This is a genomic window from Rhodococcus sp. LW-XY12, from assembly GCF_019317345.1.
Taxonomy (GTDB): domain Bacteria; phylum Actinomycetota; class Actinomycetes; order Mycobacteriales; family Mycobacteriaceae; genus Rhodococcus; species Rhodococcus pyridinivorans.
Genome location: NZ_CP079227.1, coordinates 79,642 through 103,435 on the forward strand (window position 1 = coordinate 79,642; position 23,794 = coordinate 103,435).

The 23,794-nt window shown below is 64.5% G+C and carries 20 protein-coding genes and 1 pseudogene; 13 read left to right on the forward strand and 8 right to left on the reverse strand.

Annotated features, from left to right (window positions below; all coding sequences use genetic code 11):
* The first annotated feature begins 34 nt into the window (after positions 1 to 34).
* A complete protein-coding gene (locus KXC42_RS25800; protein ID WP_006897513.1) occupies positions 35 to 1,516 on the forward strand; it encodes an aldehyde dehydrogenase in 1,482 nt (493 codons plus the stop codon).
* A gap of 118 nt (positions 1,517 to 1,634) precedes the next feature.
* Here KXC42_RS25800 and KXC42_RS25805 read toward each other — a convergent pair.
* Positions 1,635 to 2,474 (reverse strand): annotated as a pseudogene (locus KXC42_RS25805) (ISL3 family transposase); the annotation flags it as partial.
* A gap of 146 nt (positions 2,475 to 2,620) precedes the next feature.
* Between KXC42_RS25805 and istA the strand changes: the two are divergent.
* The gene (gene istA / locus KXC42_RS25810; protein WP_006898358.1) at positions 2,621 to 4,222 is read left to right on the forward strand and encodes an IS21 family transposase; all 1,602 of its coding nucleotides are present in this window, start codon (positions 2,621 to 2,623) and stop codon (positions 4,220 to 4,222) included.
* Entirely contained in the window at positions 4,222 to 4,989 is a 768-nt protein-coding gene (locus tag KXC42_RS25815) for an ATP-binding protein (protein WP_006898359.1), read from the forward strand. Before istA ends, KXC42_RS25815 begins: the two co-directional genes overlap by 1 nt.
* On the opposite strand, the gene KXC42_RS25820 is transcribed toward KXC42_RS25815, so the two are convergent.
* The 4 genes from KXC42_RS25820 to KXC42_RS25835 all read right to left on the reverse strand — a co-directional run bounded on the left by KXC42_RS25820 (position 4,977) and on the right by KXC42_RS25835 (position 8,421).
* Positions 4,977 to 5,570: a transposase family protein gene (locus tag KXC42_RS25820; protein ID WP_233500122.1), complete on the reverse strand. Its 594-nt coding sequence runs from the start codon at positions 5,568 to 5,570 to the stop codon at positions 4,977 to 4,979. The two genes, KXC42_RS25815 and KXC42_RS25820, sit on opposite strands and share 13 nt — an antisense overlap.
* A gap of 199 nt (positions 5,571 to 5,769) precedes the next feature.
* Positions 5,770 to 7,053, reverse strand: coding sequence for an IS256 family transposase (locus tag KXC42_RS25825; RefSeq protein WP_071936707.1), 1,284 nt, complete (start codon positions 7,051 to 7,053; stop codon positions 5,770 to 5,772).
* Between the two features lie 211 nt (positions 7,054 to 7,264).
* Positions 7,265 to 7,618, reverse strand: coding sequence for a hypothetical protein (locus tag KXC42_RS25830; protein WP_006898361.1), 354 nt, complete (start codon positions 7,616 to 7,618; stop codon positions 7,265 to 7,267).
* Positions 7,619 to 7,647: 29 nt separating this feature from the next.
* Entirely contained in the window at positions 7,648 to 8,421 is a 774-nt protein-coding gene (locus KXC42_RS25835; RefSeq protein WP_082924098.1) for an AMP-binding protein, read from the reverse strand.
* A gap of 182 nt (positions 8,422 to 8,603) precedes the next feature.
* On the opposite strand from KXC42_RS25835, the gene KXC42_RS25840 reads away from it, so the two are divergent.
* The 8 genes from KXC42_RS25840 to KXC42_RS25875 all read left to right on the forward strand — a co-directional run bounded on the left by KXC42_RS25840 (position 8,604) and on the right by KXC42_RS25875 (position 18,666).
* Entirely contained in the window at positions 8,604 to 10,004 is a 1,401-nt protein-coding gene (locus KXC42_RS25840; RefSeq protein WP_006898364.1) for an IS1380 family transposase, read from the forward strand.
* Between the two features lie 265 nt (positions 10,005 to 10,269).
* Positions 10,270 to 11,670 (forward strand): IS1380 family transposase, encoded by a 1,401-nt coding sequence (locus tag KXC42_RS25845; protein ID WP_006898364.1) that lies wholly within the window; start codon positions 10,270 to 10,272, stop codon positions 11,668 to 11,670.
* Between the two features lie 168 nt (positions 11,671 to 11,838).
* Entirely contained in the window at positions 11,839 to 12,201 is a 363-nt protein-coding gene (locus KXC42_RS25850) for a helix-turn-helix domain-containing protein (RefSeq protein WP_219130588.1), read from the forward strand.
* Between the two features lie 237 nt (positions 12,202 to 12,438).
* Positions 12,439 to 13,656: an MFS transporter gene (locus tag KXC42_RS25855; RefSeq protein ID WP_244971999.1), complete on the forward strand. Its 1,218-nt coding sequence runs from the start codon at positions 12,439 to 12,441 to the stop codon at positions 13,654 to 13,656.
* A gap of 52 nt (positions 13,657 to 13,708) precedes the next feature.
* On the forward strand, positions 13,709 to 14,938 hold the full coding sequence (locus tag KXC42_RS25860; protein WP_067715187.1) for a thiolase family protein: 1,230 nt from the start codon (positions 13,709 to 13,711) through the stop codon (positions 14,936 to 14,938).
* A 2-nt stretch (positions 14,939 to 14,940) separates the two neighbouring features.
* The gene (locus KXC42_RS25865; protein ID WP_067715184.1) at positions 14,941 to 16,500 is read left to right on the forward strand and encodes a class I adenylate-forming enzyme family protein; all 1,560 of its coding nucleotides are present in this window, start codon (positions 14,941 to 14,943) and stop codon (positions 16,498 to 16,500) included.
* Positions 16,501 to 16,525: 25 nt separating this feature from the next.
* Entirely contained in the window at positions 16,526 to 17,338 is an 813-nt protein-coding gene (locus KXC42_RS25870; protein WP_156523551.1) for an SDR family NAD(P)-dependent oxidoreductase, read from the forward strand.
* A 158-nt stretch (positions 17,339 to 17,496) separates the two neighbouring features.
* The gene (locus KXC42_RS25875) at positions 17,497 to 18,666 is read left to right on the forward strand and encodes an acyl-CoA dehydrogenase family protein (protein WP_067715179.1); all 1,170 of its coding nucleotides are present in this window, start codon (positions 17,497 to 17,499) and stop codon (positions 18,664 to 18,666) included.
* Between the two features lie 819 nt (positions 18,667 to 19,485).
* On the opposite strand, the gene KXC42_RS25880 is transcribed toward KXC42_RS25875, so the two are convergent.
* The 3 genes from KXC42_RS25880 to KXC42_RS25890 form a co-directional block, all read right to left on the reverse strand.
* On the reverse strand, positions 19,486 to 19,956 hold the full coding sequence (locus KXC42_RS25880) for a DUF4383 domain-containing protein (protein WP_088898147.1): 471 nt from the start codon (positions 19,954 to 19,956) through the stop codon (positions 19,486 to 19,488).
* Positions 19,957 to 20,061: 105 nt separating this feature from the next.
* Positions 20,062 to 21,480 (reverse strand): DUF2254 domain-containing protein, encoded by a 1,419-nt coding sequence (locus KXC42_RS25885; RefSeq protein ID WP_219130589.1) that lies wholly within the window; start codon positions 21,478 to 21,480, stop codon positions 20,062 to 20,064.
* Between the two features lie 16 nt (positions 21,481 to 21,496).
* On the reverse strand, positions 21,497 to 22,051 hold the full coding sequence (locus KXC42_RS25890; RefSeq protein ID WP_219130590.1) for a DUF421 domain-containing protein: 555 nt from the start codon (positions 22,049 to 22,051) through the stop codon (positions 21,497 to 21,499).
* Positions 22,052 to 22,094: 43 nt separating this feature from the next.
* On the opposite strand from KXC42_RS25890, the gene KXC42_RS25895 reads away from it, so the two are divergent.
* Both KXC42_RS25895 and KXC42_RS25900 read left to right on the forward strand, forming a co-directional pair.
* A complete protein-coding gene (locus tag KXC42_RS25895) occupies positions 22,095 to 22,394 on the forward strand; it encodes a YrhK family protein (protein WP_219130591.1) in 300 nt (99 codons plus the stop codon).
* Between the two features lie 88 nt (positions 22,395 to 22,482).
* A complete protein-coding gene (locus tag KXC42_RS25900; RefSeq protein WP_219130651.1) occupies positions 22,483 to 23,718 on the forward strand; it encodes a cation:proton antiporter in 1,236 nt (411 codons plus the stop codon).
* The last annotated feature ends 76 nt before the right edge of the window (positions 23,719 to 23,794 follow it).

Here is a 23,794-nt window from a genome sequence, read left to right on the forward strand (position 1 = left end):
ACACATTCAAGTTCAGAAAGTTGGTTCTGGGAACATGACGCACTACTCACTCTTCATTGACGGCAAGTCTGTCGATACCGACGAAACCTATGACGTGGTCAGCCCGGGTGATGGCACGGTGATTGCCACGCTAGCCAAGGGAGGAACCGCGGAGGTCGACGCTGCGGTCGAAGCCGCCGCAGCGGCTTTCGCCAGCAGCGGCTGGCGCGAAACTCCGATGCATGAGCGGGCGGCGGTAATCGACCGCGCAGCGGATGCGATCGAAGCCCGCGCCGAAGAAATCAGTTTGCTCGCCTCGCGAGAGAACGGCACACCGGTCAGGCTCGCTCAAGGTCTCTCTGTCGGCTTCCCAGTCATGCATATCCGCTACTTTGCCGACCTGGCGCGACGACACGTCACCGATCAGCCGACCATGGTAAGCGGCAGCGTAGTCGGCATCATTCGTCGTGAACCGATTGGCGTCGTCGCAGGAATCGTTCCGTGGAACTTTCCACTGCTCCTCACGGTGTGGAAGTCGATCCCGGCAATCGCAGCGGGCAACTCTGTCGTGCTCAAGGCCGACGAGAAGACGCCGTCAACGGCTCTCATCTTGGCCGAGGTGCTCAAGGCTGCGGGATTGCCCGATGGCGTATTCAATGTCATCACTGGTGATGGAGCCGAAGTCGGTGGGCATCTTACCAAGCACCCAAAGGTCCGGAAGGTCTCATTCACGGGGTCCACTGCCACTGGACGGACGGTCATGGCGAACGCTGCAGAGCGTGTCAAGAAGGTCACCATGGAACTCGGCGGAAAGGGAGCAAACATCGTGCTCCCCGACGCCGACCTCGACCTGGCGGTAGACGGATCACTCTGGGCCTTCTTGGTCCACGCCGGCCAAGCATGTGAATCCGGCACCCGGTTGTTCGTCCACCGAACCATCTATCGCGAGTTCGTTGATCGCCTTGTCCAGCGCGCATCGCAGCTCACTATCGGTGATCCCACAGATATGAGCACCGACATCGGACCCTTGATGAACCGAGCTCAGCGGGAACGCGTGGAAGGGTTCATTGACAGCGGTAAGAAGGATGGGGCAACCGTCGCATTCCAGGCCGAACTTCCTGCTGACCTGAACAGGGAAGGCATGTGGGTTCCTCCGACAATCTTCACCGACGTCACACCTGACATGAAGATCACTACGGAGGAGATTTTCGGCCCTGTGGTCTCAGTGATGGCATACGACGATATCGATGCCGTCGTGGCAGAGGCCAACACCAGTGAGTACGGACTCTCGGCCGGCGTTTGGACCACCGACTATACGGTCGCAATGGACCTAGCGCATCGACTTGAGGCTGGCACCGTATGGATCAATGACTGGCACGCCCTGTCAGGCCAACTGCCGTTCGGAGGTGTGAAGCAGAGCGGATTCGGCCGTGAGATGGGCCCGAATGCCATCAACGAGTACACCAATGAGAAGTCGATTGCAATTGACTACTCGGGCCGCGATGCCCGCGCGGCGTGGGGACTTACTATCCCGTAAGAAGAATTGTTCGGAATTCTGACCCACTGAGAGTGCCTCGCAACGAAAACTTCGTTGCGAGGCACTCTCGATCCGTCTCGCCCCGGCGGACCCCTCCAGTTAACCGGCCCTTCCGGAATCAGAGTGCATTGATCCGGTCCTGAAGCTGACCGGAGTGGATCAGTGACCGCAAGATGTAGTGGTTGAGGTTTCGGAAGCCCAGGGCGATTCCGCGCAGGTGCTCGAGGCGACCGTTGATGGCCTCGACCGGGCCGTTGGAAGCCCGGGTGTCGAAGTATGCCAGGATCTCGCGGTGGCGCTTCCAGAGAGAGCGTCCGAGCTGCGCGAGCTCCGGGAGTTCCTTGGGTACGCCGGACCGGATCGAGCGCAGGAGTTTGTACATCGCAATCTTGCCCTCCCGTCTGCCCGAGGCCTCGTATGCAGTGATGAGTCGCTGGTAAACGCCATAGGTGACCTCCACCGCCGCGTGCGCATCGTGGGCGGTGAACGCCTTGAACAGGCGGACCTTCTGTTTGTCGGTCAGCAGTTCGACCCGAGTGCGCAGGGTCCGGCGGATCCCGTAAAGGGGATCGCCGGTGCGGCCGCGGTGCCCCGTGGTGGCCTGCTGGATGCGTTGGCGGCACACGGTGAGCTTGTCGGCGGCAAGCTGCACGACGTGAAATGGATCCATCACCGTCCGAGCAGCGGGCACGGTTTTGGCGGCGGCGGCGTGGTAGCCGGCGAATCCGTCCATCGTGACAACCTTGACTCGGTCACGGAACACCTGGTCGCGGGCATCGAGCCACTCGGTGAGCACCTTCGCCGAGCGCCCGGGGACCATGTCCAGCAGGCGCGACGGGCCGGTGCCGTCCACCACCGGGGTCAGGTCGACCAGGACGGTGACGAACGAAGACGAACCGTCGCCGCGGACGTGTTTCCGCTTGTGCTAATCGACCCCGAGAACGCGGACGCCGTCGAAGTGGCAGATAGGGCTAGTGGGTACGCCTAGTCCGGCGATCCGGTACTTCGATTCCGGCGACTCGGTACTCCTTAGGGCGGGCGGGGTGGTCTGCTCGGGGTGAGGCGGCGCGACTGCGCCGCTTCTTCCTATTTGAGGAGGCTGATGTGGCCGAGTACAAGGCCATCATGACGTTGGCGCTGGCCGGGCATAGCTACAGCGAGATCGTCGCCGCCGTCGGGTGTTCGCGTCGGGAGATCGCGGCGGTGAAGAAGACGATCACCGCGTACGGCATCACCGCCGGCCAAGCGTCGTCGATGAACCCGGCCGAGATCGCCGGGATGTTCCCCGACGGGCGCAAACGCGTCTCGGAGGACTACACCAAGCCCGATTTTGATCGGGTGCTGGCGTCGATGAAGTTCAACCGGCACTTCACCATCCAGCAGGCCTGGGGCAAATATCTCGCGGACCCCGTCGGGGCCGGGAAGAAGTACGGGTACTCCCAGTACTGCGCCCTGTTCGCCGACCACGCCCGCATCAAGGACGTCGTGGCCACGCTGCATCACGAACCCGGCAGGACGATGCTGGTCGACTGGGCCGGCGACACCCTCGAGGTCCTCGACGCGGTCACCGGTGAGGTCACCAAGCTGTACTTGTTCGTGGCGGTGCTGCCGTACTCCGGTGCGGTGTTCTGTCGCGGTTTTACGGATATGAAGTCCCCGTCGTGGATCGACGCTCACGTCGCAGCGTTCGACTTCTTCGGCGGGACGCCGCAGATGGTGGTGCCCGACAACCCGACCACCGCCACCCACCGGCAGGCCAAGGGCGAGGCGGCCAGGGCTGTCAACGTCCGCTACCAGCAACTGGCCGACCACTACGGCACCGCGATCGTGCCGGCGCGGGTCCGCAAACCCCGCGACAAAGCGGCCGTGGAGTCAGCAGTGGAAGTGGTCAACAAGCGCGTGATCGGCTACCTCGCCGAGGAGGTGTGGACCACCGTCGAGGCCCTGAACGCGGCGATTGATGACCGCGTCGCCGAGATCAACACCCAGATTCGCCGGGCTGACGGTACGACACGGTGGGAGCGATTCGAGTCCGATGAGGCGCCGCTGCTGGCGGTGCTGCCAGACGACGGGTTCGCCACGGTGGAGTGGAAGCAGCTCAAGGTCGGACGGAACTATCACGTCTCCTGCGATTCGCAGTACTACTCGGTGCCGTACACCTTCGCCGGTCAACTGCTGCGAGTCCGGTTGACCGCGCAGTCGGTGACGCTCTTCGACGGTGACCAGGTCGTCTGCGAGCACCCACGGCGCCACGGCCGCAAAGGCCAGTACTCGACCGTGCTCGCTCACGCCCCGAAGGAGCACCAGGGTATCGACGGTCTGTGGTCCCGGCAGTGGTTCACCGACCGTGCCCGCGGGTTCGGCCCCGCCACTGAGCAGGTGATCGCCCAGATCCTTGATCGTCACGTGATCGAGGCGCAGGGCTATCTGGACTGCCAGAACATCCTCGAAACTCTCGGCAAGCGCAGTCGCCAGCGGCTCGAGGCAGCCTGCCAGGTACTGCTCAACCAGAACAGTGCCGGTAGCTACAGCGTGCTCAAACGCGTCATGGCGAGCATCGACTCCGACCACAAGGCGCCCCGGCCCGTGGTCCCGGCGGCGGCCACACGAAAACCGCCGCCACCGGCCGGGGCCCGAGACGACGGCGCGATTCAAGTCCGCTCGGCCGATCACTATGCGCGCGGCCGCAGCGGGGAGGGCGTGTGATGTTCACCGAGATCGATCACCAGAAGTTCCGCAACCTACGCATCACGCACGTGGCGACCCGGTTCGAGGAGCTCATCAGCGATGAGGCCAATGACGAGCTCACCCCGGAGCAGATCTTCCTCACCGCCGTCGACGACGCCCTAGACCAGCGCCAAGCCCACCGGATCGACAAGCTGATCCGCGCCGCGAAGTTCCCGATCCCGCAGGCCTCGATCGCGGAGATCAACTACCAGGAAGGACGCGGGATCACCCCGGTGCGGATGAAACGCTACGCCGGGCACCACTGGCGCCAAGACCCCACCAACCTGCTGGTCCTCTCACCGACCGGCGGCGGGAAAACCTACCTGGCCTGCGCGATCGGCATCGCCGCCTGCCAGAACGGGCACACCGTCACCTACGCCCGCATGGACGAACTCGCCCGGCGGCTGGTCATCGCCCGCGGCGACGGCATCCGCCACCAAAAAATGCTCAACGACCTGTCGGACGTGGAACTGCTGATCATCGACGACTTCCTCACCGTGGGCATCGACCCCGAGGCCGCGAACGACCTGTTCGCCGTGCTGGCCAACCGGGAGCACCGGCTGCCGACGATGATCGCCTCACAATCCCGACCGGCGTACTGGCTCGAGGCCCTACCTGACCGGGTGGCCGCGGACTCCATCGTCAACCGGCTGGCCAACAACGCCCGCGAGATCAACCTCGGCGAAGTCGACATGCGACGCCAACGCGACGACCAAGCCCGGGCGACCACCGGCTACTGGGAGTAACCCCCGACGGTGCCGGCCCGCCTCACGCGCGGGCCGGTTCCGGGTCGCCGGAACAGCGGTACCAACTCGCCGGACCCGCGGTACCGACAAGCCCTATCTGCCACGAAGTGTCCGGGCTGGTCGTAGACCATGGCGCGAGTCTCGGTGACCGCCAGGTCGTTGACGAGGTCCCATCCCAGCCCGAGTGCCTTGGCGACCGCGGACACGCTGGTGCGGTCGATCGCCAGACGCTGCAGGATCCAGCGGCTGCAGCGGCGGGTGGTCTTGGCCCGCGGCTCGGCCAACGCCGGCATGCGTTGCTGGAAGATCCTCGTGCCGCAGTCATCGTTGTCGCAGACAAAGCGTGGTACCCGCACGTGCAGTCTGGTGGGATGTCCGACGATCGGTAGATCCGTGACCTTCCGCTGGACGTGGTCGCGCAGGCGCCCCGCCATCCCGCACTCGGCGCAGATCGGGTCGAGTGTGACCGGGGCGCAGAACAGGTGCGTGAGCTCGTCGGCCACGGCGGCGTCGGTGATCGTCACCCCGAGCTCGACGGTGCGGCAGATGGTGTCGGCAAGCAGGCTGGCGGTAGCGTTCAAAGCGGGTCCTGGGGTGTTCGATGCGTGGCGTGAGAACCTGCATCGTCACACGCCCCAGGACCCCTACATTTTGTGCCTCACCGCATCACCGGCGAACCCCAGCTACGCACTCCGGATCCGGAAGGGCCACTTATCGCTCGATTGAGCCCCGTGAAGTGGTGTAAACCGTTGTGCGCGTTGCGCTGTGAGGCTGTGTTGATTATGCCGTAAGGGGCGTCTGCTCGTCCACCACCTCTCCGGGACGGGCGGGTCGGACTGCGTCGAGGACGGTCGGTGCCGGCGGGGACAGCAATGTCATCGACTCTTCCGACAGGTAGCGACGATCACTGACCTGCCATTCCTCGTGTGCTTCGATGAGCACACAGGTGGCCAGCCGCAACAGTGCGGTGGGGTTCGGGAAGATCCCGACTACGTCGGTTCTGCGCTTGATTTCCCGATTGAGCCGCTCGATCGGATTGGTGCTCCAGATTTTCTTCCAGTGCGCCTCGGGGAAGTCGGCGAACGCAGTGATCTGTTCCTTGCACTCGATCAGCATCGCTGCCACCGTCGGGAATTGCGACTCCAAGGTGCTGGCGACGGTGTCCACGTGGTCGCGCACCAGCATCCCGGTGGGCTGGGAGAAGATGGTGCGTATCGCCGCGGCGACCATCTCGAACTGGCCTTTGGGGATCCGGGCGGCGACGTTGCGCAGGAAATGCACCCGGCACCGCTGCCACGCCGCCCCCACCAACACCTTGTCGATCGCGTTCATCAGACCGCGGTGGTGGTCGGAGATCACCAACTGCACCCCGTGCAGACCACGTTCGCGCAGGCTCCGCAGGAATTCGGCCCAGAACACCTCGGTCTCGCTGTCGCCGACCGCGCAGCCGAGGACCTCCCGCCGGCCGTCGGCGGCGACACCGGTGGCGATGACCACCGCTTGGGACACGACCTTCGCGCCCTTGCCGCGGTTGTCCCCACCGACGCGGGCCTTGCAGTAGGTGGCATCGAGAAACACGTACGGGTAGGCGTGGACATCGAGTTCACGAGTGTTGAACGAGCGGACCTCGTCGTCCAGGTCCCCGCAGATCCGTGATACCTCGGACTTGGAGATTCCGGTGTCGGCACCCAGTGCGACGACCAGGTCGTCGACTTTGCGGGTCGAGACGCCGTGCACGTAGGCCTCCATGATCACCGCATGCAGGGCCTGGTCGATGCGACGGCGTGGGTGCAGCAGCGACGGGAAGAACGAGCCGTGCCGAAGCTTGGGAATCTTCACCGTCACGTCGCCGCTGGTGGTCGAGACAGTCTTGTCGCGGGTACCGTTTCTGCTGGTGGTGCGGGTGTCGGTCCGTTCGTAGCGTCCGGCACCGATATGGGCGGTCGCCTCGGCGTCGACCAACGCTTGCAGAATCGTGGCGAGCAGGGTGCGCATGATGTCGCCGCCGTCGGCGGTGCGTAGCGACTCGGTGAGCTCGAGTAGGGCAGACTGGTCCAGGGCCATCGCGGTGTCTTTCTCGTGTGAGTTTCTTGGTCGTTACCCACACAGCTTCACGCGGTGGCCCTTCTACGTTCAGGACCGACACGGTCCCGATTCGGGAGCCCGGTTTCACACCACCCCAGGGGACTTACCCTACCGCTCGGCTACAGGACGCCGGTCGTGGTCCAAATCGTCGATGGTCAAGGTAGGCCTCTTTCCAGGAGGTAGTGCAGAGTCAGCTGCTGACCGAGCCATAGAAGTGCAGGATCGGCGGCTGGTTCTCGGTATCGAGCGACTCCGACATGTCTAGGGTGCCGTCGGTAAGCGCTGCTCCGAGGCGGTCGACGGTGTCGGCGAGATCGTGGGTTTCGATCTCGTACATTGTCAGATACCTAGTCGGCGGGGCGCCAGAAGCATCGACAAGTTGTTCTTCGGCATACCGGTAACGTTTTCCCGAGACCACACCAGCAATTCGGTCAACGACTTGCGGTATGTGGATGTCGTCATACCAGCGGTTGAACTCGTCCTCCAGATTGTCCTTGGGCTGGACGTGGGCTATCAGAATTGCGCGAACTATGTTATCGGGCATTGTTGATGTCCTTCCAGTGTGAGGTTTCGCTACTGTGGCCGTAGCGAGGCTCGTCGCAGCTTTCCAACTTCGTTGCGCGGAAGCGCATCGACGAAGGTAACGACACGCGGCGATGCATACTTGCCCACATGTTGTGCGACAAGGTCTTTGAGTTGGCGGGTTAGTTCGTCGACGTCTATTCCGGGTTGTGGAGCCACTACGACGGCTCGCACCACATCACCGCGAGCATGATCGGCGTAGGCGACCGCGGCAGCTTCTGTGATTGCGGGGTGCTTGAGAATCGCATCCTCCACCTCGACCGGACTCACGTTATGTCCAGAGGTGATGATCATGTCGTCCGCTCGTCCCTCGATCATCCATCGCCCCTCGCCGTCGATGCGGGCTCGGTCTTCGGTGACAAAGACCTCACCGTGCCAACTTTGCTGCCACTGCGCAGGGGCATTTTCGTAACCTGCGGACATCTGATGCCGCGGTCGACGAACGGCGATGAGCCCGGGCTCATCTGCAAGCGATGGCGAACCGTCTGGGCCGACTAGAAAGGGATCGAAGCCCGGAATCGGGTGGGTGAGCATTCCCGGTCGTGCTGTCGGGCCGGGCCCGAAAGCGTCCCCTAGAACCATGCCGACCTCCGAGAGACCGTATCCGTTGCGGACTATCGGCGCGCCGGTCGATTCCCAGGAACTGGCCACAGTAGCGGTGAGCGGTTCACCTGCGGCGGCGACTGTGCGCAGCGTCTGAGGCACCCCGATCTCCGAAAACACCGGAGCCAGCCGACGGATCGCCGATGGTGCCGTCGCGAGCACACTCGCCTTGGTCTCGACAGCGACCCGGTGCCATGCTTGGGGATTGAAGGGTCCTGAGTAAACCCCGGTGTTTCATGGGGATCTGCGGATCGCTGGGCGCAAATAGACCGAAGTGCTCCCTGAACAGGGGAAACTGGGACTTGTCTAGAGCTACAGTTCCTCAAGCAGAAAGCACTCGGTAGGTGAAGCGTACTTCGTGGTCGTCTGGTCTGTCGTTCTGTGTCGATGATGTCGCGGTGATTTCTCACGCCGGGACCATCGCGCCACGCCTTCTGGCGGATCGCGTCGGTCTGACCGCCGAGCTGTCGGGGGCCATGGCGCAGCGCCGATCCATCCCGATCCATGACCGTGGCAGGGTGTTGACCGATGTCGCGGTGATGCTCACGGGTGGCGGGGAGTCCATCGCCGACATCCGCGTCCTGCGCCACCAATCCACGGTCCTGGGGCCGGTCGCCTCGTCCCCGACGGTGTGGCGCACCCTGGATGAGGTCACCGCCGGTAAACGCAAGAAAATCCAGGTCGCGCGGGCTCGTGCCCGGCGGCACGTGTGGTCCCACCTGCCCGGCGGGGTGCCCGCCTCGAAGTGCGCGGGCCGGGACCTGGGATCGACGATCGTGCTCGACGTGGACGCCACCATCGTGGCCACCCACAGCGAAAAAGAGCAGGCCGCGCCAACCTATAAGCGCACGTTCGGGTATCACCCGATCGGCGTGTGGTGCGACAACACAGAAGAGTTCCTCGCCGCGAGCTTGCGGCCGGGCAACGCCGGGTCGAACACCGCTGCCGACCACATCGATGTCCTGGGCCAGGCGATTGCGCAGGTCCCCGCCGCTCACCGGCGTGATGTGCTGATCCGCTCCGACGGCGCCGGCGCCTCCCACGCCCTGCTGGAATGGATCACCGACCAGAACCGCGTCCGCGGTCGGCAGGTGGAGTACTCGGTCGGATTCGCGGTCACCAACCCGATCCGGCGGGCGATCGCGATGGCTCCCGAGGCAACGTGGGGGCCGGCGTTGAACCAGGGCGGGGACCTGCGGCCCGGGGCTGAGGTCGCCGAGCTGACCGGGTTCCTCTCCCCACGGATGCTCGCCAAGTGGCCAGACGGGATGCGGGTCATCGTCCGCCGCGAACGACCCCACCCTGGCGCCCAACTGTCGATGTTCGAGGAACTCGACGGGTGGCGCTACCAGGCATTTGTGACCAACACCGCCGTCGGTCAACTGCAGTTCCTCGAAGCGCGGCATCGGGCGCACGCCCGCGTGGAGGACCGGATCCGACACGCCAAAGACACCGGACTCGGCCGCCTTCCTTCGCGGGAATTCGCGGTCAACCAGGCCTGGCTCGTCGCGGTCATGATCGCCGCAGACCTCATCGCGTGGACGCGGCTGCTGGCCTGCATCGGCGAGGCCGCCGTTCTCGCCTTGTGCGAGCCCAAAGCGATGCGCTACCGATTCCTGCACGTCGCGGCCCTGCTGACCCGCAGCAGCCGCCGACGACGCGTGAAAATCCCCGAAACCTGGCCGTGGGCCGTCGCCATCGAGGCGGTGTTCCACACGATCGCCGCGATCCCCAAACCCGCCTGACCTCACCTGCCCGCCCACGACAGCACCACCCGGAGACCCGCCCACCGGCAGCGCTAGCCGGAGCTTCCGCACGCCTACTCGCCAATCAGGACGCGACATCCGTAGAGAACCGAATCTCCCACACCCCATGAATCAGGGGGGCTAGCCCCGGTGTTTCATGGGGATCTGCGGATCGCTGGGCGCAAATAGACCGAAGTGCTCCCTGAACAGGGGAAACTGGGACTTGTCTAGAGCTACAGTTCCTCAAGCAGAAAGCACTCGGTAGGTGAAGCGTACTTCGTGGTCGTCTGGTCTGTCGTTCTGTGTCGATGATGTCGCGGTGATTTCTCACGCCGGGACCATCGCGCCACGCCTTCTGGCGGATCGCGTCGGTCTGACCGCCGAGCTGTCGGGGGCCATGGCGCAGCGCCGATCCATCCCGATCCATGACCGTGGCAGGGTGTTGACCGATGTCGCGGTGATGCTCACGGGTGGCGGGGAGTCCATCGCCGACATCCGCGTCCTGCGCCACCAATCCACGGTCCTGGGGCCGGTCGCCTCGTCCCCGACGGTGTGGCGCACCCTGGATGAGGTCACCGCCGGTAAACGCAAGAAAATCCAGGTCGCGCGGGCTCGTGCCCGGCGGCACGTGTGGTCCCACCTGCCCGGCGGGGTGCCCGCCTCGAAGTGCGCGGGCCGGGACCTGGGATCGACGATCGTGCTCGACGTGGACGCCACCATCGTGGCCACCCACAGCGAAAAAGAGCAGGCCGCGCCAACCTATAAGCGCACGTTCGGGTATCACCCGATCGGCGTGTGGTGCGACAACACAGAAGAGTTCCTCGCCGCGAGCTTGCGGCCGGGCAACGCCGGGTCGAACACCGCTGCCGACCACATCGATGTCCTGGGCCAGGCGATTGCGCAGGTCCCCGCCGCTCACCGGCGTGATGTGCTGATCCGCTCCGACGGCGCCGGCGCCTCCCACGCCCTGCTGGAATGGATCACCGACCAGAACCGCGTCCGCGGTCGGCAGGTGGAGTACTCGGTCGGATTCGCGGTCACCAACCCGATCCGGCGGGCGATCGCGATGGCTCCCGAGGCAACGTGGGGGCCGGCGTTGAACCAGGGCGGGGACCTGCGGCCCGGGGCTGAGGTCGCCGAGCTGACCGGGTTCCTCTCCCCACGGATGCTCGCCAAGTGGCCAGACGGGATGCGGGTCATCGTCCGCCGCGAACGACCCCACCCTGGCGCCCAACTGTCGATGTTCGAGGAACTCGACGGGTGGCGCTACCAGGCATTTGTGACCAACACCGCCGTCGGTCAACTGCAGTTCCTCGAAGCGCGGCATCGGGCGCACGCCCGCGTGGAGGACCGGATCCGACACGCCAAAGACACCGGACTCGGCCGCCTTCCTTCGCGGGAATTCGCGGTCAACCAGGCCTGGCTCGTCGCGGTCATGATCGCCGCAGACCTCATCGCGTGGACGCGGCTGCTGGCCTGCATCGGCGAGGCCGCCGTTCTCGCCTTGTGCGAGCCCAAAGCGATGCGCTACCGATTCCTGCACGTCGCGGCCCTGCTGACCCGCAGCAGCCGCCGACGACGCGTGAAAATCCCCGAAACCTGGCCGTGGGCCGTCGCCATCGAGGCGGTGTTCCACACGATCGCCGCGATCCCCAAACCCGCCTGACCTCACCTGCCCGCCCACGACAGCACCACCCGGAGACCCGCCCACCGGCAGCGCTAGCCGGAGCTTCCGCACGCCTACTCGCCAATCAGGACGCGACATCCGTAGAGAACCGAATCTCCCACACCCCATGAATCAGGGGGGCTAAGCGAGGCAATGAAGTCTTTCACTGTGGCCGAGGACGTTCTTGCTGCCGCTGAGGGGACTATCGAGAGCGGCGTGGTCACTGTTGACTCACTCGGGTGGCGGATGGCCGTATCCCGCATTCCAGCCACCCTGGAAGTTCTGCGAGAGCGGTATCTCGAACCCCTCGATGTGTCGGGAGCTCTCAAAGAGCTGATTCCCGAGGCCCTTGAGGCCTACCTCGCTCACGGTCGCAGCATTCCTAAGGCAGCTGAATCGCTGTACATCCACGTCAACACCTTGCGGTACCGACTGTCCAGGTTCGAGGAAGTGACGGGCTGTTCGTTGGAATCTACGGATACCATCGTCGAGCTCGCGCTCCTACTCTACCGCAAGCCCAGGCTTTCGTAGCTGGATACGAGATCCGTAGAGCGCGGTTGGTACTGCACACGTAGCTTTCGTGTGATTTGAGTCTCAGACTTGTGGCATCCCGCGACGTTTTCCCTCCGGGGACCGTCTGCCTATGAGATTGGAGCCGCTGTGTCAACTGTTCAAGGTCGGCAGGCGCACCCACCTACCGATCCAGGATCTCCGGCCAAGGGGCCGGACGCAAGAAGGTTCCACTTCAGGCAGCTTCTCGCTGCTTCGGTGGGGCACACGCTGGAGTGGTTCGACTGGTACGTGTACGCGATGCTCGTGGTGTACTTTTCACCGCAGTTCTTCCCTGAGACCGACAACACCCTCGTACCTCTGCTTGGCGCGATGGCGATCTTCGCCGTGGGCTTCTTTGCACGCCCAATGGGCGGACTGGTGATCGGCATGCTGGCCGACAGGTTCGGTCGAAAAGCAACGCTCAGCGCAACGATCATTGGAATGGGTGTGGGCAGCCTCATGATCGGCCTTGCGCCCACTTATGCCCAGGTGGGAGTCCTCGCTCCGGCCATACTGGTCATTGCCCGACTCCTGCAGGGCGCCTCGGCCGGCGGTGAGTACGCTGCTGGATCGGCATTTCTTATCGAATCCGCACCGCAGGGGCGGCGTGGGTTCTTTTCCAGCTTCTTCTACATTGCTGCCACCGTCGCCAATCTCACTGCGATCGTGGTCGCCGCAGTCCTTGCCAACACTCTGTCGACCGAGGACATGGAGAGCTGGGGCTGGCGACTCCCGTTTATCGCCGGAGCCCTTGCCACGATCGGTGGCTACCTGATCCGGCGCCACGCCTCCGAGACGTTGGAGGAAGCTCCAGCGGGAGAGACCCGCAAGAAGGTCGGGATGTTTGACTTCTTCCGCGAGCACCCGAAACAAGCGCTCCAGGTCTTTGGCCTTACTGCCGCCCCGGCACTTGTGTTCTATATCTGGAGCTCTTTCCTGCCCACGTACGCCAGCATCACCGTCGATCTCGACGTGAAGATCGGGCTGGTCACCGGCTCCATCTCTCTGGCCGTGTTCCTGGTGCTCCAACCATTGTTTGGGCTGTTGTCTGACAAGGTCGGCCGCAAACCCCTGCTCATCGTGTTCGGCCTATTCTTCGTCTTCGGCACCGTGCCGCTGCTCAACAGCCTGACGGGAAGCTTCACAAGCCTGCTGATCGTCCAAATGACCGGACTAGTGTTCATCGCCTTGTGGTCCAGCATCTCGTCGGCTATCGCCTCCGAGCTCTTCCCCGCTCGATTGAGGGGCTCGGGCATCGGGTTCCCGTATGCCCTAGCCGTTGCTCTCTTTGGTGGCACCGGACCGTACATCGCCACTTGGCTGGTCGATATCAACCGGATCGAACTGTTCGGCTGGTACGTCACCGTCGTTGCTGTCATCAGCACGGTCGTGTTCCTCCGGCTGCCCGAAACTGCCCACAAGCCACTGCAGTGACCGATCGGCACCCCGTCTTGACATCACATAGCGACATGCCCTGGAGGGCCCCATGAGCAATAACGTCTGGATAGTCGGAATCGGTATGACCACCTTCGGCAAGCACACTGACTCGAGCGTTCACGACCTCGCTGGCAGCGCCATCACCGACGCCCTCGACGACGCCGGGCTGGGCCCGTGCGCAGTCGATGCCGCCTTCTACGGCACCGCCACCCACGGCCCCCTCGAAGGCCAGGCCATGATCTCCGGCGAGATCGCCCTGCGTGAACTGGGAATTCAACGGATTCCGGTGTTCAACGTCGAGAACGCCTGCGCCACAGGCGCCTCTGCCTTCGCTCTCGCCACCGCGTACATCAAAGCTGGAGAAGCCGATGTAGTACTCGCTGCAGGGGCTGAAAAGATGAATGTCGGGGATCCCGAGCTCACGATGTCCGTGTTCGACATGGGCTACGACGTGGCCAGACCCAAAGCTCTTCAGACAACCCTCGATGCGCTGGGTGGGGAAATCGACGAACCCGACCTCGGCAAGCGCTCCATTTTCATGGACATCTACGCCGCAATGGCGCGTAGTCACATGCGCCAACACGGAACCACACAAGAACAAATCGCCGCCGTTGCCGCTAAGAACCACGCTCATTCCATAGAAAATGAGCGTGCTCACTATCGCAAGGCTCTGACCGTGGACGAGGTGCTCCAAGCGCGACCGCTGTCCTTTCCTCTGACCGTGCCCATGTGCGCTCCTGTGACCGATGGGGCCGCCGCGGTCATTGTCTGCAGCGACGCAGGACTGTCGAAACTGTCCGACGCACGGCCGGTTCAGGTGTTGGCCTCAGTTGTGGGCACCGGTTCAGACCGTGACATCACCACATTCGACGGCCATCTCAGCCAGGGCATCGCGGATCTTGCCTACAAGCGTGCAAGGATCACTCCCGACCAGGTGGACGTCGCGGAGGTGCACGACGCTACCGCCTTTGCAGAGATCCTCCAGACCGAGATGCTCGGGCTGGTAGCACCGGGTGAAGGCGGGGCGGCAGCAGCCAACGGGGAGACCACCCTCGGAGGACGAATACCGGTCAATCCATCCGGTGGACTGGAATCCAAGGGCCATCCCATTGGGGCCAGCGGCCTGGCTCAGATCTTTGAACTCACCCAGCAACTGCGCGGTGAGTGCGGGCCCCGCCAGGTGGCCGGAGCCCGCATTGCCTTGGCTGAGAACGGCGGGGGTTTCCATCGTGGCGAGGAAGCAGTCACGGCAATCACGATCCTCAAGGGAGCTCAGTAGCGATGGCGGCAATCGACTTCTTCGACCGCGGCTGGTCAATTAGTCCTTCGAAGGTCGCCTACCGCAGCGCAGACGAAGTGTGGACCTATGAGGATGCGGGCCGACTCTCCTGCCGTATCGCCAACAGGCTGCTCGCTGAGCCCGGTGAGGGTAAGACCACGGTGGCGATTCTTTCGCCCAACTCGCCTAAGGCGTGGATCTGCGTGCTTGGTACGTGGCGAGCGGACTGCCCCTGGGTCCCCTTAAATCCCGGGAACCCTCCCGCGGAGAACGCCGCACTGATTACGCGTTTCGGCGTGGATGTCCTCATCTACCATCCCCAGCTGGCAGGCATGGTCGATGAGATCAAGGAGATCAGCGGCTGCGTCGCTCCGCGGATGATCGGGTTGGGGCCCGGCGCCACGGATCCCGACTTGGATGCGTGGACCGCAGACGCCCCGGACTCCGTCCCGGATCTCATCCATGACCCCGAAGCTGTGGTGATGCTTTCTCCCACAGGAGGGACCACTGGCGAGCCGAAGGGGGTGATGAACACCAACCGGAACATCGGCGTGATGGTCGCCCACCAGATGATGGCTCTGCAATACGAGCGCGAGGGGGAGGCGATCAATCTCGCCGCAGCACCTATGACGCACACCGCCGGCATGTTCAGTCTGCAAACCACTGCCCGTGGTGGCACCGTGGTCGTTGTAGACCGAGCGACGCCTGACGTCATTCTGCCGGCGATCCAGGATGACCGGATCACTGAGCTATTCCTGCCGCCCACCGTGGTTTATCGCCTGCTCGAGGTGCTCGCCCAGAAACACTTCGATACCTCCTCGCTGCGCTATCTGATGTACGCTGCCGCGCCCATGTCGGTGGAGAAACTCAAAGAGGGGATCGACCGATTGGGCCCGGTGTTTATCGAGTGCTATGGACAGATGGAAGCCCCGGCAGCCATCTCGTTCCTGCGCCCGATAGAACACATGGATGGAGATCAGCCGGCTACCGATGCCAGGCTCGCGTCGTGCGGTCGCCCGTACCCCCTCGTCCAAGTCCAGATCAAGGATCCAGCAAGTGGGGCGACGCTGAAGCCAGGGGAAACAGGCGAAATCTGCGTATCGGGCGATCTGCTCATGAAGGGCTATTTCAAGGACCCCGACAAGACAGCAGAGACAATCGTCGACGGCTGGCTACACACCGGCGACTTAGGGCATATCGACGATCAGGGATACCTCTATCTCACCGATCGCAAAAAAGACCTCATCATCAGTGGCGGCTTCAATGTCTATCCAGGAGAGGTCGAGCAGGTCGTTTGGGGGCATCCGTCCGTGTCGGACTGCGCGGTGGTGGGCGCCCCCGACCCCGATTGGGGCGAGAGAGTAACCGCAGTCGTTGAGCTTAAGCCAGGATACGACGTCACCTCAGCAGAACTGCGCGAGCTCTGCCGCACAAAACTGGGCCCAGTCCGCGCCCCGAAAGATTTCGTCTTCGTGGATCATCTGCCGCGCAGCGCGAACGGGAAAGTGCTCAAAAAGGACGTCCGAGAAGCATTCTGGACAGACACCGCTCAGAGAATTTAGAACCTAGGGATAGAGAGGGAAACCTTTGCGAGAGCTTGAGCATCAAATTGCACTTGTAGTGGGCGCTGGCACCGACGGCGACGGTATGGGACTGGGTCGCGCTACCGCGATCACCTTCGCCCGCGAAGGTGCGCATGTTGTGTGCGCAGACGTATCAGCCGAGTCAGCAGAACGAACAGCCGAGATGATCCGCGCCGAAGGTCACCGCGCAGAGTCAGTGCGCCTCGACGTAACCGACGAACAGCAAGTCAAGTCGGTGATCGACACCGCGGTCCGGACCCATGGCCGAGTGGACGTCCTGCACAACAACGTGGGGATCGCTGCAGCGGGCGGTGTCACTGACCTCGCCGTTGCCGACTGGGCGAAAGGTCTCGAACTCAATTTGACCGGCGCCTTTCTATCCATGCGGCACGCGATCCCCCACATGGTGGCAGCCGGCGGTGGCTCGATCATCAACATTTCGTCCGCCGCGGCAGCAGGCTGGAGCGGCGTTCCCTATGCGGCCTACTACGCGGGGAAGGCGGGTCTTGAGCATCTATCCCGAACAACCGCAGTGGAGTTCGCTACACGAGGTGTGAGAGTCAACGTCGTGCAGCCCGGGCTCATCAAGACACCCATGGTCGCTCGCTCAGCCGGTATCGCCGACGCTTACTCGGACGGAGACGTCGAGGCGATGTGGGCCAAGCGTGATGCGCAGACCCCAATGGGACATATGGGAGAGGCGTGGGACGTAGCAAATGCCTCGCTGTTTCTCGCCAGCGATCGCGCGAAGTACATCTCCGGCGCAGTTCTGCCAGTTGACGGTGCTCTGACTGCCAGCTTCGTCTCGCCGAGCTGACCGCACAAGCGCAAATCCGGCCACCACCGCTATCTCTTTCGCCCCCTGTGGCGGCGCAGTTGATCAAGTTTCGCGGCACCCACGCGACAAGCGGAAGAAGATCACAAACCCCTCCCCTGGCCCGCACTTGGCGGCCAGTCACAACACTGGAGCGATTGATGTCCTGTAACCCCGATTTCGAGCTGTACCGCCCGGCGGAGGAGCACGAGGAGTTCCGCGCCGCGATCCGCGCACTGTCGGGAAAGGAGATCGAGCCCCACGCCGCGGACGTGGACGAGAACGAGCGGTTCCCGCAGGAGGCGCTCGACGCCCTCAACGCCTCGGGCTTCAACGCGGTTCACATCCCCGAGGAGTACGGCGGTCAGGGCGCGGACTCGGTCGCGGCCTGCATCGTGATCGAGGAGGTCGCCCGTGTCTGTGGCTCGTCCTCGCTGATCCCGGCGGTCAACAAGCTCGGCACCATGGGCCTGATCCTGGCCGGTGGCGAGGAGCTCAAGCGCAAGGTGCTGCCCGAGATCGCCGCCGGCAAGATGGCCTCCTACGCGCTGTCCGAGCGCGAGGCCGGCTCCGATGCCGCGTCGATGCGCACCCGCGCCAAGGCCGACGGTGACGACTGGATCCTCAACGGCTCCAAGGCGTGGATCACCAACGGCGGCAAGTCCACCTGGTACACCGTCATGGCCGTCACCGACCCCGAGAAGGGCGCCGGCGGGATCTCGGCGTTCATGGTCCACGCGGACGATGAGGGCTTCGGGGTGTCCAAGACCGAGAAGAAGCTCGGCATCAAGGGCTCGCCCACCGCCGAGTTGTACTTCGAGAACGTCCGGATCCCGGGTGACCGGATCATCGGCGAGCCGGGCACCGGTTTCAAGACCGCCCTGCAGACGCTGGACCACACCCGTCCGACCATCGGCGCGCAGGCGGTGGGTATCGCTCAGGGCGCCCTGGACGCGGCGATCGCCTACACCAAGGAGCGCAAGCAGTTCGGCCGGGCGATCTCGGATTTCCAGAACACCCAGTTCATGCTGGCCGAGATGGCCATGAAGGTGCAGGCCGCGCGTCTGATGGTCTACACCGCCGCCGCCAACGCCGAGCGCGGCAGCGCGCCCGGTGGCGAGAAGCTGGGCTTCATGGCCGCCGCGTCCAAGACTTTCGCCTCGGACGTGGCGATGGAGGTCACCACCAACGCGGTGCAGCTGTTCGGCGGTGCCGGCTACACGCGTGACTTCCCGGTCGAGCGCATGATGCGCGACGCCAAGATCACCCAGATCTACGAGGGCACCAACCAGATCAACCGCATGGTCATGGCGCGTCAGATCCTCGGCTGAGCTGACCGCGAGGCCAACACAATAACGTCAACAGAAAGGAGGCTCAACGATGACGAGGACTGGAAGATCGTTAACCCGGTCAATCGTGACAATGTCAATGACGTTGTTTGTCACCGCAGTAGTCCTACACAACGCCTGCTCTGCGACTGACACCTCCAATACTAGTGCCGCACTCTCCCCGAATTCAGGAGAGCTCTCCAGCCACTCGATTGCGGTGGATTGAGTTCCAGGCTTGCAGGGCGATACCGATAACCAGGCGTTATGTTAACTAGCAACTTTGCTCGCCCTCTTACTGCGGATGACGGTGCTCCAGCGACCGATCCGATCGCACAGCCTGTCGGCGCGCCAGGGCTCCCCAGCTACCGGATGTCTGTGCCCTGGGCGGACGTCGACTGGCGCCGCAGTCGGGCGGACGTGTGCCTCGCAGGTGGCCCCTGATTCGCGGCGACGACAGAACCATCTGGGTGGCGGTATGCCACCGAGGACGCGCCGGCCGGCCCGCAGTACTCGTCGAAGCGCATCAGCGACGGCCCCTCCTCGTAGACCGCATTTACCCACCGGAACTTGATGGATAATCGGGGTTATCCATGATCCATCGCTGCGGGAGAACTGTGTGAGGTTGGCGCCGGCAATCAGCGCCGTCCTGCGGCCCGGAGCACTCCCCACTCGAGATGACCGAGCTCATTGGTGGATGCGAGTTGCCACCACTTCTGGATCCCCACGGGTCGGAAAACGTCGCGGAAGGCATGCCGGCGCTGAACCGTTCCACGCTAGATGTTCATTGACCAGTACCTTTTCACCCGATCGAGTGGTGTTCGTTCAGGACAGTGCACGCTCGTCGGTGCGGCGTCCGCGGGTAAGCAGGATGCCGAGTCCGATCATGCCGACACCGAGAGTGAAGTGCAGCCAGTCGTCGGCGCTGTTGAGCGGGATGAAGTTGATCGCACCGCCCTTGTCGATCAGCAGTCCGAACACCCACAACCCGAGGTAGATCAGTCCCCCGAGCAGCAGGTAGATCCCTGCAGCGGAGGGAACGCGGGCCGCGGTGATACCGGCGATGCCGTAGAGCACGTGGACGAGGTTGTGCAGCACGGACACCTGGAACAGTCCGAACAACATTGCGCCGGAACTGTGTCCGGCACCGGCGAGATGGTCGAGGTCGGAGGTGACACCTGGAATGAATCCGAGGATGCCGACGAGCAGGAGGACGGCGCCGACAACCAGCGCGGCGGTCTGGACCGGGGTCGCGGTGAGTGAGCGTCGAGTCGGGCGGGACGATGGAGAAGTCATCATGCGCCCCCTTTCGCACGGTCGATGCAGCATGCGCTTCTTCCGTATAGGTTTTCCGGCGTCGCTCAGCACCAAACCGCCGGGGACGGCGTAGGTCGAGGACCATCAGTGTGTATCCGACGGCTGCGGTGCGGGGCCAGGGGATGCCCAACGGTGTGTGAAGGTTTCCTCGACATCGCGGGCACGGCGCTCGAGATGGAGGCGGGTTGTGCCGTCGTGGGCGTTGATCCGCTCACGTACCAGGACGAGTTGATCGTGGATTGCGCTGCGGTGCTCCTCGGTGGTCGCCTTCCATACCAACAGGTGCAGCATCGACAGCAGTGCCCCGGCGACATCGGGGTCGGTGGCGCCGTAGATCCGCGGCTGCGTACATACCAGATCCAGCAGGTCGGCGAAGGTCGGGCGCGCGATCACCACGCGGGCCCGGTCATCGGAGTCGCACACCGTATACGGCCCCAGGCGGGCGGGCAGCAATTCGACGAGCACTGCGGTGCACGCAACCAGTCCGTGCACCGCGGTGGTCGGATCGTTGATACCCGGGGACAGGGCCCGCACCACCACATCGGTGAGCTGACGCAGTCCGTAGCCGACGTCCTGGGCGGTGGTCCGCTCGCTGCCGGTGCGCACCGCGTCGCGGATCCGGTCGGCGAGCCGGTCAGATGTCTCGCCGGCCAAGGGGTGTGGTGGGTGCACAGGCCAGCAGCGCGCGATCGGTGTTCCCGCCACGAGGGAGCTGCCCACCGGACGATCGATCCGTACCAGCGCGTCGGCGTGCACCGCCGCGGTAAGGACGGCGTGTTCGTCGATTTCGATCACGAATCCGGAACCGGTCGCTTCGACGAGGTGGGCGTGCGGTGGCGGTTCGGGCAGCGGTTGTGCAGGGCCGCTGTCGGCGGTGGCCCGGGGCAGGATGTGCGCGGCGGTCGCGCAGGTGTCGGCACGTACCTGATCGAGGATGGTTTCGATGCGGATCTGCCGGACCAGATGACCGAGGAAGAGCACCAGCGCCACCACGCTGGCGACGGTCAGGGCATACGCCAGGGTCACGGCCAGTTGGGGCACGAATTCGTTGGTGTCGGTGCCGGTCTCGTTGCGGACTGTCCGCAGCACCGTCAGCGCGTAGATGAAGGTGCTCAGGAACAAAGCCAGGGTGCGTTGCACGACCCGGTCGGCGGCGAAGGTACGCAGCAGCCGCGGCGAGTATTGGCTGCTGGCCAGCTGCAAGGTCACCAACGTGAGGGAGAACGTCAACGAAGTGACGGTGATGAGCGAGGCGGCGATCGCGCCGAGCACCTCCCGGGCCGCGTCGGCGCCACCACCGAACAGATAGCCGGCCACCGCCGGGGGCATGTGGTCGTCGACGGCGGTGTCGAGTTCGGGCACGCCGATCCCGGCGAGGACCGCGAGCAGCACCGCCACGGCCGGCAACGGCCACAGGCGCGAGCGCAGGGCCTCGGCCAGCACGCGGCGCCGCCGACGTAGCACCTCGAGCGGATTCGTGTGCCCGGTGCTCTCGCCGGTCATGGGAGCCTCCGGGGCGTCATCGACGGTCTCCATCATGCGTATCGGGTCGCCGGTCGTCGTCTGCGGGGCGGGCCACGTCCTGGAGGGCCGAGCCGTCACCGCGCTGCTCGCAGGCGATCACACTGAAGCTGCCGTCCGTTTCGAGTACCACCGCCGCGACCTGAGCCAGGTCTCCGAACCCGGAGGCACGCACCGCTTGGCGCACCTCCCCGGGACTGACCCGCTGCTGCGCCAGCGCCCGGTCGAGCAGCACTCCATCCTCGACGAGGAGGGTGGGATCGGCGGTGAGCACCGTGCGCACGCGGGGTCGGCGGGAGGAGACGAACGCGGCCAGATACTGCAGCGCCGCCAACAGCACCAGTGCCACCGCGCCCTCGGACCACGACACATCGGAGCTGAGCAGGATCGTCGCCAGCGTCGAACCGAGCGCGACGGTCACGACCAGATCGAAGGCGTTGAGTTTGGCCAGGGTTCGTTTTCCCGAGATTCGCAGTACGACCACCAGCCAGAGATAGGCGGCCGCACCGACGAGCACCACCCGCATCAGATCGGACCAGCTTCCGAACCACATTCATCGGGCATACCCGCACCGGCAGACGGGTACTCGCCCGGCCATGGCCACCGATCGCACCCACGCAGATCCGTCGCTGCGACTGTCCGTCGGCCGGGAGCAGGTCGTGATCGACAACCGGTACGAGACGGCCTCGATCGTCAACGACGTCCTGATCGCGGTGTTCTTCACCGTCGGCAGCGTGTTGTTCTTCTTCGACTCCACCCAGACCGCCGGCACCTGGCTGTTCCTGCTCGGTTCGCTCGATTTTCTCGCCCGGCCCGTGATCCGCCTGAGCCGGCGCACGCATCTGCGGCGGCTGGGACACCGCTCCGCTCCCACCGACCGCGACTACGACTACTGATTCTCCGAATCTCGGCCCGCACTCCCCCGAGTCACCATCGTTCGGATGGGTGACGATTGCGATGCGTCGATCCGGGAATGCGATCGTCATGCACATCGATGTCGTTCTCGCCGTGGTCGGCGGACTCGGGGTAATCGTGGCAGCGATTTCCTCGACGATGCGACGCCTGCCGTTGTCCGAACCCTTACTCGGTCTGGTCGCCGGGGTACTGCTCGGCCCCCAGCTGCTCGACGCCGTGCCGATCGCGCCGGTGACGGTCGAGCACGGCCTGTTCCATGAACTCGCCCGGATCCTGCTGGCCGTGTCCGTCATGGCGGTTGCGTTGCGTTATCCCATCGCCGCGGTGCGTCGCCACCGCCGCGCACTGGCCGTGTTGCTGTTGATCGTCATGCCCGCGATGGCGGCGATCTCGGCCGGACTCGGATGGGCGATGGCCGGTTTACCGTTGGCCGCGGCGCTGCTGTTCGGCACCGCGATCTGTCCCACCGATCCGGTGCTGGCCTCGAGTGTGGTCACCGGCGATCTTGCAGAACGTGACCTTCCCGCCCGGGACCGACAGCTGCTCTCGCTCGAATCCGCCGCGAACGACGGCCTGGCGCTGCCACTGGTGGTCGCCGCGATCGCGGTCGCCGGCCCACTCAGCGCCGGTGCGGCGGTCACCGAATCACTGTGGCAGGTCCTCGGCGCCCTGGTCGCCGGCGCACTCCTCGGCGTCGTCGGCGGTGCAGCACTGCGACTGGGTGACAAGCACGGCGCCACCGCACACGGCCCGGCCCTGTTATTCACCGTTGTGCTTGCCCTGGGCATCCTCGGCGTGGCCGGTCTGCTGCACGTCGACGGGGTGCTCGCCGTATTCGTCGGCGGCCTGGCCTTCAACGCCGTCGGCACCGGCGCCGAACGGACTTCCGAAGTCGAGATCGACGAGGCCGTCAACAGGTTCGCAGTCCTGCCGTTGTTCTTCCTGCTCGGCGCCGCCCTGCCGTGGCAGCAATGGGCCGAGCTGGGCTGGAAAGCGCCCGCCTTGATGGTCGCTGTCCTGCTTCTGCGGCGGATCCCGATCGTGCTGTTGTTGCGACGGCCACTGCACCTACCGCTGCGCGACGCGGTGTATCTCGGCTGGTTCGGGCCTGTGGGGGTATCCGCATTCTTCTATCTGACGATGGAAGCCGAACGTCTCGGCGTCGACGACGCCGTGCTCGGCGCCGGTACGCTCGTGCTGACCGCGAGCACAGTGGCGTTCGGTCTCACCGCCGCAGCCGGGCGCAACCTCTACGTCCGGACGTGTAGCAGTGAGAACCGTTCGCGCGGGGCCGACGTCCATTGAGAACGTCGGTTTACGCGGGCCGCCGGAGACGAGCGGTTGGGCGTACGGCGAGGCGGGTACGCGCCGCCCATGCAGA